The following is an 11,980-nucleotide window of genomic DNA, read 5'->3' on the forward strand; positions in this document are numbered from 1 at the left end:
CCGTCCCGACCCGGGAAGGTGCGGCTTCCGCGCGATCAGCGCGCCGGTCGATCCATCCGATTGCGGACAACGGCCGGTGCATTGTCCGGGAATTCGGCGAGCGCGGGCACGCGAACAGCGGCACAGTGGGACCACCGGCGACCGTTCGCGAGCGTCCGCGCCCGCACATCGGGGGCGCGCGGCGCCGGGCAGCGGCGCGGCAGGCAGTCGAGGAGAGCAGGACGATGACCGAGCACGTCGACCGGCGGGTCAGGCGGACGCGAGCGCACTTGCATCGGGCGCTGATCGAGCTGATGCTCGAGCGCGACTACGCGCGAATCAGTGTGCGCGACATCCTCGATCGCGCCGACATCGGTAGGTCGACCTTCTACACCCACTTCCGCGACAAGGACGACCTGCTGCTGATCAGCAGCATCGAGTATGTGCGCGCGGCGATTTCGGCTCCCCTGCCGCCGGACCCGGACGCGCCGCCGGAGACCGAGCGGCTCGCCCCGATCCACCGCCTGTTCGTGCTGGCCGAGCAGCATCCCGATGTGTACGGCGCGCTGCTCGGCCGCTCGGCAGGCGGGGTGGTGCTGCGCGCTACCCGCGGGGTGGTGGGGCGGCTGCTCACCGAGCAACTGGCAGGCCGGCTCGGCGTCACCGACGACGAATTCGACACCACCATCACGTTTCTGTCCTGGGGCGTGACCGGGCTGCTGGCCGCGATCGCGGAGTCCGGAGGTGCGCTCACCGCGCGTGCCGCCTACGACACGGTCACCGGCCTGCTCGGCGAGCACGGTTCCGGTGACGTGGAGGTACGCGGGGCGGACACCGGAGCCGGCGCGGCCACGGACGACGGCTCGGCCGGGGACGGCAGCGCCCCGTCGGCGGGCGGACAACCCGGAAACGGCGACGGCGCGGACGGGTGAGGTCTTCAGGAGTAGACCTCATCCGTCCGCGCCGATTTCACCGATCCGTGTCCCAGTTCACGGATCGGCAGGTCGAGCAAGCGCTCCGAAGAGCGCTGCTCGGGTCATCAGGACGCGTAGTCTTTGCGCAGCTGCGGCTTGACCACCTTGCCGCCGGCGTTGCGGGGCAGCTCGGGGACCAGGACGAGATCCTTGGGGTGCTTGTAGCGGGCCAGGTTCTCGTTCAGGAACGGCTCGAGCTCCTCGAGAGTCAGCTCGCCCTCGGGCTCGTTGAGGGCGACGATCGCGACCGGAACCTCGCCCCACTTGTCGTGCGAGCGGCCGATGACGGCGGCCTCGCGGATCTTCGGGTGGCTGAAGAGCACGTTCTCCACCTCGGCGCAGTAGATGTTCTCGCCGCCGGAGATGATCATGTCCTTCTTGCGGTCCACGACGTAGATGAAGCCCTCTTCGTCGGCGCGCACCAGGTCACCGGAGTGGAACCAGCCGCCGTAGAAGGCGTCGGCGGTGGCTTCCGGCTTGTTCCAGTAGCCCTGCATGAGGGTCGGGCCGCGGTAGACGATCTCGCCGACCTCGCCGGGGGCGACGTCGTTCATCTCGTCGTCGACGATGCGCACCTGGATGGTCGGGATCGGCTTGCCGACCGAGCCGAGCTTGCGCAGCGCGTCCTTGCCCTCGAGCACGCAGGTGATCGGCGACATCTCGGTCTGGCCGAACACCGCGACGTTCTGGGCGTTCGGGAAGGCCTCGGCCATCGCGCGCAGCACCGAGTCCGAGGCGGGGGCCGCGCCCCAGCTCAGCATCTTCAGTGCCAGCTTGCGGTCCTTCAGGGTCGGGTCGGCGCAGATGATCTGCCACTGGGCGGGCACGCAGAAAGCGGTGGTGGCCTGCTCGGCCTCCACGGCGTCGAGGAACTCGGTGGCGTCGAAGGCGCCGAGCGGGTGCAGCACGGTCTTGGCGCCGAGCAGGAAGTACGGCGCGAGGCTGCCGAGCCCGGCGATGTGGAACAGCGGCGAGGTGCAGAACGCGATCGAGTCCGGCTCGAGTTCCATGGCGCGGATACAGGTCAGCGCCTGGGCGTTCATGTTGTTGTGGGTGAGCACCGCGCCCTTCGGGCTGCCGGTGGTGCCCGAGGTGTACATGATCAGCGAGGGGGTGTCCTCGGGGATGTCGAGCGGGGCGTGCGGCTCGCCCTCTTCGGCGATGGCGTCGTCGTAGCCGAGCACGCCGTCTTCGCTCTTGCCGTTGATGACGATGTGGGTCTCCAGCGCGGGAGCATCCGCCCGCACGGCGGCGGCCAGCGGCTGCAGCAGGGCGTCGGAGATGATCACCTTGGCGCCGCTGTCGCTGACGATGTAGGCGACCTCGGGCGGGGTGAGGCGGAAGTTGACCGGCACCGCGATCGCGCCGAGGGCGTTGATGCCGAAGACGGCCTCGATGTACTCGGGGTAGTTGAGCGCCAGGATCAGCACCCGGTCGCCGAAGCCGACGCCGCGGCGAGCCAGCGCGTCGGCGAACTTCTCGGACCGCTCGTGCAGCTGCTTCCACGTGGTGTCGACACCTTTGAACCGCAGCGCCACACCTTCGGGGCGCATGAGCGCATGCGTAGCGAGCTGGTTGTTCCAGTGATTGCGACGCGAGCGGATCGGCTCGGCGATCGCCTCTGCACCAGTGGTCATACCACGTACTCCTTCTGGGACCGTCCGCTGCTCAACCGGGTGGCCGGCATCGTCGACGGGCTGAACTGAGACGAGAATAACAACTAACTTCTCCGGTCGGCAAGAGATGTTGAGATGAATCGACGTTAATCATCTCGCCAGAACGACCGTACCAATCCAGAAGGCTTTACCAGGACAAATAAACACCATTCCGGCCCGAATCGGACGCAGATCAGGCTATGTTTGCGGATCGACTATGCGAATCTCGGCTCACTTACGGCTTGAATGCCGATGCCTTGTCGTGTCACCATCGTGGCGGCAGGGCGGACTGGCACGCCCGCGCGAGACATAGGAGAAGCGCAATGCTGCGTACCAGGTTCACCGAGGAATTCGGCATCGAACACCCCATCGTGCAGGGCGGCATGATGTGGGTCGGCCGGGCCGAACTCGTCGCCGCGGTCGCGAACGCCGGCGGTCTCGGCTTCATCACCGCCCTGACCCAGCCCACCCCGGACGATCTGCGCAAGGAGATCGAGCGCACCAGGGAGCTGACCGACAAGCCGTTCGGCGTGAACGTCACGATCCTGCCCTCGATCAACCCTCCGCCGTACGCCGAGTACGTGCAGGCCATCGTCGAGTCCGGCATCAAGATCGTCGAGACCGCGGGCAGCAACCCCGAGCCCTTCCTGCCGTACTACAAGGAAGCCGGCATCAAGGTCCTGCACAAGTGCACCAGCGTGCGCCACGCCCTCAAGGCCCAGAAGATCGGCGTCGACGGGGTCAGCATCGACGGCTTCGAGTGTGCGGGCCACCCGGGCGAGGACGACATCCCCGGCCTGATCCTGATCCCGGCCGCGGCCCGCGCGCTGGAGATCCCGATCATCGCCTCCGGCGGCATCGCCGACGCCCGCGGCCTGGTCGCCGCACTGGCGCTGGGCGCCGACGGCGTGAACATGGGCACCCGCTTCCTGTGCACCCAGGAATCCGGTGTGGCGCAGAAGGTCAAGGAACAGATCGTCGCCAACAGCGAGTTGGACACCCAGCTGATCTTCCGCACCATGCACAACACCGCGCGCGTGGCCGACAACGAGATCAGCCGCAAGGTCGTCGAGATCGAGAAGGCGGGCGGCAAGTTCGAGGACGTGCGCGAACTCGTCGCCGGTGCCCGCGGCCGCCGGGTCTTCGAGGAGGGCGACCTGGACGCCGGCATCTGGACGGCCGGCCTGGCCCAGGGCCTGATCGAGGACATCCCGACCTGCGCCGAGCTGATCAGCCGGATGGTCGGCGAGGCCGAGGAGCTCATCCAGCAGCGCCTGGCCGAGTTCGTCGTCGCCTGATCCACATTCGACTCGCCGCCGCTCGCGTCCCGGACGCGAGCGGCGGTTGCCATCTCACGCGGCGGTCGGACGCCACCACCGTGGTATCCCCGCCCTGCCACGGCCTGCCCCGCCGACCGGTCGCGGTCGCGCCGGACCGCGCGCGTTGCCGCGGGGCCGGTGGACCACCTGGCTAGTCGCGCACGCGCGCGGCGATGGCGGCGTGGTCATGGGCCGCGATCACCTCGATGCCCGCGGGCAGGACATGCAGGCGGTGGACGGTGGCGAAGGCCGCGTCACGATCGGCGTCGAACAACATGCCCGGCATCGGCGCCTTCTCGCGCAGGAGCCGGACCTGGATATTGCCCCACACCGCATCGCCGGCGAGCAGCACCCGGGTACCGTCGTCCACCGCGAGCAGCACGCCGATGCTGCCCGGGGTGTGCCCGGCGAGGTCGAGCAGCAGCACCGAACCGTCGCCGAAAAGGTCGTGGCTGCGCGGGAATCCGAGCACCGGTGGCCCGTCGAGGTCGAAGACGTCGAATTCCCGGCCGAGCAGCGGGCCGCGCGCGACACCGAGCGGAGCCCGCAGACCGCGCATCGCCCAGTCGTATTCGGCGGCGGGCAGGCGCACCGGCACCGAGCCGGGCAGATCGAGCAGGCCGGCGACGTGATCCCAGTGCAGATGGGTGGGCACGACGAATTCGATGTCCGCGCCGGACAGCCCGCGGGCGGCGAGCGCATCGTCCAGGCCGCGCACCGGTTTGTCCGGCGCGACCAGCAGCGGGACCGGGAACGGCAGCTCCGGCAGCACCCGCCGGTGCGGGATCGAGCACATGGCCGGATCGATCACGAACCGCGCGTCCGGGTGCTCGACCAGGAAGGATGCGTAGCTCATCGGATACTTGCGTAAGCTGCGGTGGCCTTCGGCGACCAGGATCTCCGGGGCCGACGTATGCGCCTGGGTCAGGACCGTCAGCTTCACGGCTCCGGTCGCGGGCGGCGGATCGGTCACCTCGATGCGGGCCAGCAGGTCGGTGTCGGGGCGGCGGGGACGCAGCAGCCGGGGCGGTGTCGCGGCCAAGGCGGTGCAACAGCGCACCAGCGTCGGCAGCAACGGAGTCCGTTCGCCGCGTGGAGCGAGCTGGGTTTCGGGCACCGTCCGACGGTAGGCGATGGACGCCGCGCAGGGTAGCACCGCGCACGGAAGGCGTCACGACACGCAGGGCGCTGAGCGCTCCGCGGCGTGTCACGAAATGGCAACGGGCACAATGGAAGCCGGGTGCTGATGGGTCCGCGGATACGGCATAATCGCGGGTGGAACCGTACGCGGGCCCGCGAGTCGGCGATGGTGAGGGAGGACTCGATGCGATGACGCCCAGCACCTTCCCCACCCTGCCCCCGGGGGCACCGGTGGCCGTCATCGGCATGAGCTGCCGGCTGCCCGCCGCGGCGAACCTCGACGAGTTCCGTCGGGGCGGCCCGCGCGCTCGGGACGCCGCGTACGAACCGGTCGCCGGACCCCACCTCGACGCTGTCGACCTCTTCGACAGCGCTTGGTTCGGCATCTCCGACGCCGAGGCGGCCGTCCTCGATCCCCGCCGGCGCCTGGCGCTGGAAGCGGTGGTCGAGGCGATCGACGACGCGGGCATCGGGTACCGGATACGCGGTTCGGGCACCGCCGTCGTCGCGGCGATCGGTCCCACGCCGGGATACGGCCGCGGCGGTGCGGGCGGCGATTTCGCACAGGGCATCTCGCACGTGCTCGGCCTGCACGGGCCGGGCGCGACGCTGGAGATCTCGGGCGGCGAGCCCGGCTGGGCCGAAGCCGTGGCGCGCGCGTTCGAGGACGCATCGGTGCCGTTCGTGATCGTCGCGGGCGCGGATGTCGAAATCCTCGCCGAGGCGAAGGCCGGGGGCGGCGGTCGGGTACACGTCGGTTCGGGCGCCGCATCTTCGCGGATCCTGCACGCGCGCAACGGGTCCGGGTCGGTTGCCGCGGCATGGGCGGGCCGGTCGGCGGCAGGCGGGGCGCCGGTGAGCGAGATCCGCCGGCGGGCGGGCGGCGCAGTGCTGATCCTGCAACGGCTCGCCGACGCGGTGCGTACCGGTAGCCGCGTGTACGCCGAGATCGACCTTCTCGCAGTGGATTCGATGGGCGCTGGACGCTCACGCGGAGGCGGCGGTGTGACCGAAGGCCGGCCTGCCGCTGAGCCCTCACCCGCGCACACGAGCGGATCGCTGCTCGTGCCCGGGGCCCGATCGGTCCACCGGTCCGCGGCCGATTCGATGTCCGGGTCCGGGGCCGCGCGCGGGTCCGACGCCGACCGCGAGCCCGGACGTGAAAGCACGTTCGGGGCCGCGTCCGCGGGCGGTTCGATGCCCGCGACCCGATCGATTGTGACGGTGATCGAGCGGGTGTGCGAGCAGACCGACGATTCCGGAGCGCGGGCCGGCGGCGATACATGTGAGCCGAGCGCGTCGGCGGTCCGGTCGCCGATCGTGGTGCGCCCCACTCCTCCCGGCCCGTCGGTGCGGCCCACGGACCCGCCGGTGCTGATCACCGTGACCGGCCGCGACGGCGGTGAGTTCAGGAACGCGGCGCTGCGGCTGGTCCACCACCTGCGCTGCGCCGCGCCCGAAGGCGACCGGACCGCGGAGTACGCCGCGTTGCACGCGCTGTCCGCCGCGACCACCCGCTCGTTCCCGCAGGCGACGCGGGGGGCGGTGCTGGCCGCGGACGCGGCGCAGGCTCGGGAGCGGTTGCGGGCGCTCGCCCAGGGCGAGCCGGGCCCCGGCATCGTGGGGCCGCGCACGACGCGACGGCGGGGCGGGGTGATGTTCCTGTTCACCGGCACCGCGGAGCGGCCGGCCCGACTGGGCCGGGCGCTCGCCGCGCGTTATCCGGTGTTCGCGGCGGCGCTCAACGAGATGACCGATGCGGTGGTCGCGGCGGGCGGGCCACGGATCTGGACGCCACGCTTCGGTTTCCACCCCGCGGGGGCCGGGTGCGCCGAAGACGAGCTGGGATTGCCGGCGGGCTTCGTCCATCAGGTCGCTCTGGCGCGGCTGCTCGAATCCTGGGGGGTGCGCCCGGACGCGGTGTGCGGGTACGGGTTCGGTGAGCTGGCCGCGGGCGTGGTCGCCGGGGTGCTCACCCCGGCGGATGGGGCCCGGCTCGCCGTCCGGTGGGCCGGTCGAGCGGGTGCGATGCCGCCGGACGAGCGGGTGAGCGCGCTGGTGGGCGCGAGTCCCGAGGAGGTGGCACGGCTGATCGAGCCGCTGCGACCCGCGGTCGCCGTCGCGGCGGTACACGGACCGCGCTCGGTGCTCGTGCGCGGTGAGCCCCGTCAGGTGGAGACCCTCGCGCGGCGCGCGGAGCGGCGCGGGCTGACCGTCGTCGTCCCGGCCGACAGCGCTGCGGCAGTCGCGGTACCGCCACCGCATTCGGCTCCCTCGGACGCCGAACACGAGCCCGGTGGCCGGCACGTCCGACCGGAACAACTCGGCCTCGGTACGCCTCGGGTGCCGTTCTATTCCACCGTCCGCGCCGGCGAGGTCTTCACGACGTGCGCACCGGACGGCCACTACTGGACGGAAGAGACCGGCGGCGCCGTGCACTTGGCGGCCGCGATGGCGCGGGCGGTGCGCGACGGCGTGGGCACGGTGCTCGAGTTCGCGACGCACCCGGCCCTGGTGCCGGCCTTGCGGGAGTACCCGGAGTTCGCGGATTCCGCGCACCCGGTCGGCGACCGCGACGACGAAGTGGCCGCGCTGTTGCTCGCGCTCGCCGAACTGCACGCCGACGGCCGGTTCGTCGAATGGTCCGGCCAGGGTCCGTTCACCGCCGCGGCGCCGCGACGGCGCTGGCGGCGCACCCCGGTCCGGTCACCGCTGCCGCTGGTCACCGATTGCGCCGCTGCCACGGTCGACGCCGGCGAGACCGGTGAACACGCGCTCGGCGCCGTCGCGCTCGTGCCCACCGGCTATTGGGTACGCACCCTGCTGCGCCTGGCCGCGCCGGCCGAGATGATGACCGATTTCGTCGTGCACGACCGGCTCGGGCCGGACGCGCTGGGCGCGATCGAATGCCGAGACGACGGCCCGGCCGGTTTGCGCGCCTACATCGACGAGGTACCCGTGGTGTCGGCGCGACCCCTGCCCGGACCCACCCCCGCCGACATCGTGGCATGGATGCGCGTGGTCGACACCGGCCGCTCGGCGCGGCATCGGATGCGCGAACTCGGCAGCACCGGTTTCTACGCGCTCCTGCGCAGGAACCGCCTGGAATACGGCCCGCGGCGGCGGGTGCTCGGCCGTTTGGAAACCGGTGGCGGGCACGCCTTCGCCACGGTGGAAACCGTTGCGGCAAACCTGGTCTCGATTGTCGAGGGGTGCCTGCATCTGCTCGTCGCGGCCGCCCCCGAGTACGTCTCGGACCGGACCTGGCCGAGTGTGCCCGCGATTTCGGCGGTGTGGGTGGGCACGAACGCCGACCGGCTGATCGCCCGCGCGTACGCCACCGTGCGCGAGCGTGGGCCGGACTCCCTGCTCGGCGACGTCGTCGGCACCGACGACGAAGGAGTACCGGTGCTGGCACTGTCGGGGGTTCGCATCGTCTTCGCCGAGCGCGACGCGGACGCCGGGGACGAACAGCCCGAGATCGCCCCGTTCCGCACCCAGGTGTGGCTGCCCGTCGCCACCGGCACGGACGCGCCGCCCTCCCGGATGCGACGGCTGCTGGTGGTCGGCGCTTCGGAAACCGCTGCGCGCCTTGCCCGTTCGACCGACCTGACGGTGCCCACCGAGCACGTCGCGACGGCGCCGGACGCGGCGGGCGAAGTGGTGTGGGCGGCCGCCGAAGCCGTGGACCCACCCACCGGGATCGTGCTGGTCTGGCCCGACGGCGACGATCCCGAACCGGCCGCCGCGCTGGCCCGCGCCCACACCGCGCTCACCCGCGCCTGCGCCGCCGCCGGGCTCGCCGGTCTGACCGTGGTACTGCCCCGCCGTGCCCTGCGTGGCAGCGGAGGCGCGGCCACCGCCTGGGGAGTTGCGGCACTGACCCGCACGCTGCGCCTGGAATCGCGACGGCGCGTCCGGGTGGTCTGGACCGACACCGACCCACGGGCGGTGGGCCTGCTCGCCGACCTGGTGACGATCGACGCGCCCGGCGGCAGGCGCGCGGAGCCGCTGATCGCCGACTCACCCGGCGCCGAGGCGGTGCGGGCCGTTGGCGAGCCTTTGCCCGGCCCGCCAGGACCGAACGAGGCGGTCCCGGTCCGGGCCGTGCCGAACGACTCGGTGAGCACCGCGCCGATGGACGACTCCCGTGCCGACGCGGCCCCGAGCAGCCCGCTGACCAGCACGTCGGCAGGCGACTCGGGATCGCACGTGGCGGCGGGCGACAGGATGACCGGCGCGGCGCCGGGCGACTCGACCATCGGTACCGCACCCGACGACGCGGGGACACACGCGGCGCCGGACGACTCGTTTCTGAACGCGGCACCGGGAACCCCGCTGACCAGCACGTCGGCAGGCGATCCGAGCCCGCCCGTCGCGGCGGGCGACAGGATGACCGGCGCGGCGCCGGGCGACTCGGGGACGATCGAGTTCGGATCCGATGTCCTGTGGGCGGGCGACCTGCGCGTGGGCGCCGACGGGCTGGCCGTGCGCCGGTTCCGGCAGGCGCCGGCTGTCGGCTCGCCCGCACCGCGGATCGATCCGGGCGGGACATATGTGGTGACCGGCGGGCTCGGGCGGCGCGGGGCGATCGCGGTGCGCTGGCTGCTCGACGCGGGCGCCCACGATGTCGTCGTGCTCACCCGCGATCCACGGCCGGTGCCCGGGCCGCTGGACGGACTGGAGGACAGGTTCGTCGTGGTGCGCTGCGATGTGGCCGATCGGGCCGAGCTGGCGAGCGCGCTGGACGACATCCGCGAATACGGCTCGACCATCCGCGGCGTGGTGCATGCCGCGGAGGACTTCGAACCCGCCGCGTTCGGCGCGGTGACTCCCGACCATCTGGCTCGCCTCTTCGCGCCGAAAGCCGAAGCCGCGCGCTATCTGCTCGAACTGACGTCGGGCGACCCGATCGATTTCGTGCTGCTGTTCTCCTCGGCGGCGGGCGCACTCGGTGCGCGGAACCAGGCGGGCTACGCCGCGGCGTCGGCGGCTTTGGACGCGCTCGCGGCCGGATCGCGGCGCAGACGGGTGCTGGCTTTGGGCTGGGAGATCCGGCAGTCCGAGGGCGCGACGGCGATCACGGACAACGACCCGGCGAAGGTGGCTCGCGGCGCCCACGTGCTGACCCAGGCATTGCGCAGCGGCGCGCCGCATCTGCTGGTGAGTGGGGAGATCGGGGCCGGCGACTGACCCTCGCCGGTTCAGTGCTCGTCGCGGCCGAGCAGCCGATCCGTCTCGCGACGTTCGCGTTTGGTGGGGCGACCGGACCCGCGATCGCGCCGCGGCATGGCGGCCAGCACTTCCTTCGGGGGTGGCGGCGGGCTGCGGTCGATCAGGCATTGAGCGGCGATCGGAGCGCCGACCCGTTTGGTGACGATCCGCTCCACGATGACGACGCGTTCGATGCCGCCGATGCGGATACGCACCTCGTCACCGGGCCGGACGGGCTGAGCGGGTTTCGCGGTGGCCCCGTTGACTCGGACGTGGCCACCACGACAGGCATCGGCCGCCGCCGAGCGAGTGGAAAACAGCCGCACCGACCACGTCCAGGAATCCACCCTGGCCTGAGTCGGTGCGCTCTGCTCTCGCTGCGGCATCCGTACTTGTCGGGCTGCTCGCGTCAGTCCGCGATACGGCGGGCGGTGACGACCATGTCGGGGCGAAGCGGGGTGTAGGACACCGGCTCGCCGGACTGCACCGCGTTCAGCAGCTTGCCGTCGCCGGCGTAGAGGCCGACGTGACCGCCGCCGTTGGTCACCACGATGTCGCCGGGGCGCAGTTCCTCGAACGCCACCGGAGCGCCGACGTGCGACTGCTCGAAGCTGGTGCGGGGAAGCTCGATTCCGGCCTGCCGGTAGGCCCACTTGACCAGACCGGAGCAGTCGAAGGTGGAGGGGCCGGCAGCGCCCCAGGAGTACATGGCGCCGACCTTGGTCTTGGCGGCGTCGAGGGCGATATCACCGATGGTCGTCTGCTGCACGAACGGCGCCGACGGCATCGTGAACTGGGGGAGCTGCGGCGCGGCCAGCGGCGCACCCGGCGCGGCCAGGGCCTGCTGAAGCTGCTGCTCGAGTTGCTGGACGGGCTGCTCGAACTCCTGCGGCACCGGGACATCGAAATCGCCGAGGCCAGGAATATTGATGGTGGCGGCCATTGCCGGGATGGCGGGCATCGCGCCGGTGGCGGCGACCGCGCCCATGACAAGAGCACCCTTAACGGAATTCGGCACACGCGATTCCCGCTGCAAGCTGTGTTTACCCACCGACCTGAGTCTCCGATCGTTTCCTGCATTCCCCGCCGACCGGTCCGCTCGCGAGACTCGGAGCCCGGAAGTGCAGCCCCGCACCTCCATCGCGGTGGGTCCGGCACGACAGCCGGTAACACGGTGGCTCCGACAGCCGATAAGGCGGGTGACCCAGTGGCGCCCTCCTCTTACGAAGTGACACCCTCCACTAAGTCACGAGAAGATTACGATGCTCGACCGCGCTTGTCCAGCGGAGCGGGCGGTGTTTCCGAGCCTTTGTGAATATTCCCTGGACAACTCACAGCCGGGCTATCGCGTCTGCTCGCCCGCGGGCCGCGCGACCGCCGACGCGCGCTCGAGTTCGTCGATTCGCCGCCGCGCGTCGGCCAGTTCCAGCTCCACCTGGGCCAGCGCCTCCACCAACGGCCCGATGGCCATGTCGGCGAGCAGCTCCGGGCCCACGTCCTCGTGGTCGAGCGCCCCGAGCAGCGCGGCCTTGATCACCCGCGCCCGGCGCGCCCCCGCGGGCACCGTCCAGGCCCGAATCACCTCCGCGACGTCGGCGAGTGCCGGATCGTCGAAAACAGTGTCCTCGTAAGCGGATTCCTCGTGGACGGACTCCTCGAACATGGGCCTCCGATCGTCGCGGCGGTGCCTGGTGTCGGG

The 11,980-nt window shown here is 71.5% G+C and carries 8 protein-coding genes; 3 read left to right on the forward strand and 5 right to left on the reverse strand.

Annotated elements, in window-relative coordinates:
* The first annotated feature begins 224 nt into the window (after positions 1-224).
* Positions 225-911: a TetR/AcrR family transcriptional regulator gene (locus tag ON26_RS31855; RefSeq protein ID WP_051027645.1), complete on the forward strand. Its 687-nt coding sequence runs from the start codon at positions 225-227 to the stop codon at positions 909-911.
* A gap of 107 nt (positions 912-1,018) precedes the next feature.
* Here ON26_RS31855 and fadD5 read toward each other — a convergent pair whose 3' ends face one another.
* Complete coding sequence (fadD5, locus tag ON26_RS26690; RefSeq protein WP_040800025.1) at positions 1,019-2,590, reverse strand: fatty-acid--CoA ligase FadD5; 1,572 nt, start codon at positions 2,588-2,590, stop codon at positions 1,019-1,021.
* 341 nt (positions 2,591-2,931) lie between these two features.
* Here fadD5 and ON26_RS26695 point away from each other — a divergent pair, with 341 nt between their 5' ends.
* Positions 2,932-3,906: an NAD(P)H-dependent flavin oxidoreductase gene (locus tag ON26_RS26695; RefSeq protein ID WP_040800028.1), complete on the forward strand. Its 975-nt coding sequence runs from the start codon at positions 2,932-2,934 to the stop codon at positions 3,904-3,906.
* Positions 3,907-4,078: 172 nt separating this feature from the next.
* Here ON26_RS26695 and ON26_RS26700 read toward each other — a convergent pair whose 3' ends face one another.
* Positions 4,079-5,044 carry an MBL fold metallo-hydrolase gene (locus ON26_RS26700; RefSeq protein WP_245546075.1) on the reverse strand — a complete coding sequence of 322 codons (966 nt, stop codon included), beginning with the start codon at positions 5,042-5,044 and terminating at the stop codon, positions 4,079-4,081.
* 212 nt (positions 5,045-5,256) lie between these two features.
* Between ON26_RS26700 and ON26_RS26705 the strand changes: the two genes are divergently transcribed.
* On the forward strand, positions 5,257-10,260 hold the full coding sequence (locus ON26_RS26705; RefSeq protein ID WP_040800031.1) for a KR domain-containing protein: 5,004 nt from the start codon (positions 5,257-5,259) through the stop codon (positions 10,258-10,260).
* An 11-nt stretch (positions 10,261-10,271) separates the two neighbouring features.
* Here the strand turns inward: ON26_RS26705 and ON26_RS26710 are convergent, their stop codons facing one another.
* The 3 genes from ON26_RS26710 to ON26_RS26720 all read right to left on the reverse strand — a co-directional run bounded on the left by ON26_RS26710 (position 10,272) and on the right by ON26_RS26720 (position 11,944).
* Positions 10,272-10,667: an RNA-binding S4 domain-containing protein gene (locus tag ON26_RS26710; RefSeq protein WP_051027647.1), complete on the reverse strand. Its 396-nt coding sequence runs from the start codon at positions 10,665-10,667 to the stop codon at positions 10,272-10,274.
* A gap of 23 nt (positions 10,668-10,690) precedes the next feature.
* Positions 10,691-11,269, reverse strand: coding sequence for a C40 family peptidase (locus ON26_RS26715; RefSeq protein ID WP_051027649.1), 579 nt, complete (start codon positions 11,267-11,269; stop codon positions 10,691-10,693).
* Positions 11,270-11,623: 354 nt separating this feature from the next.
* Positions 11,624-11,944, reverse strand: coding sequence for a hypothetical protein (locus tag ON26_RS26720; RefSeq protein WP_245546076.1), 321 nt, complete (start codon positions 11,942-11,944; stop codon positions 11,624-11,626).
* Between the last annotated feature and the right edge of the window lie 36 nt (positions 11,945-11,980).

The organism is Nocardia higoensis NBRC 100133 (genome assembly GCF_000308595.1).
GTDB lineage: Bacteria > Actinomycetota > Actinomycetes > Mycobacteriales > Mycobacteriaceae > Nocardia > Nocardia higoensis.

Coding starts and splice junctions, on each gene's coding strand:
- ON26_RS31855 (WP_051027645.1), top strand. CDS start 225: ATGACCGAGCACGTCGACCGGCGGGTCAGGCGGACGCGAGCGCACTTG.
- fadD5 (WP_040800025.1), bottom strand. CDS start 2,590: ATGACCACTGGTGCAGAGGCGATCGCCGAGCCGATCCGCTCGCGTCGC.
- ON26_RS26695 (WP_040800028.1), top strand. CDS start 2,932: ATGCTGCGTACCAGGTTCACCGAGGAATTCGGCATCGAACACCCCATC.
- ON26_RS26705 (WP_040800031.1), top strand. CDS start 5,257: ATGACGCCCAGCACCTTCCCCACCCTGCCCCCGGGGGCACCGGTGGCC.
- ON26_RS26710 (WP_051027647.1), bottom strand. CDS start 10,667: ATGCCGCAGCGAGAGCAGAGCGCACCGACTCAGGCCAGGGTGGATTCC.
- ON26_RS26715 (WP_051027649.1), bottom strand. CDS start 11,269: ATGGGCGCGGTCGCCGCCACCGGCGCGATGCCCGCCATCCCGGCAATG.
- ON26_RS26720 (WP_245546076.1), bottom strand. CDS start 11,944: ATGTTCGAGGAGTCCGTCCACGAGGAATCCGCTTACGAGGACACTGTT.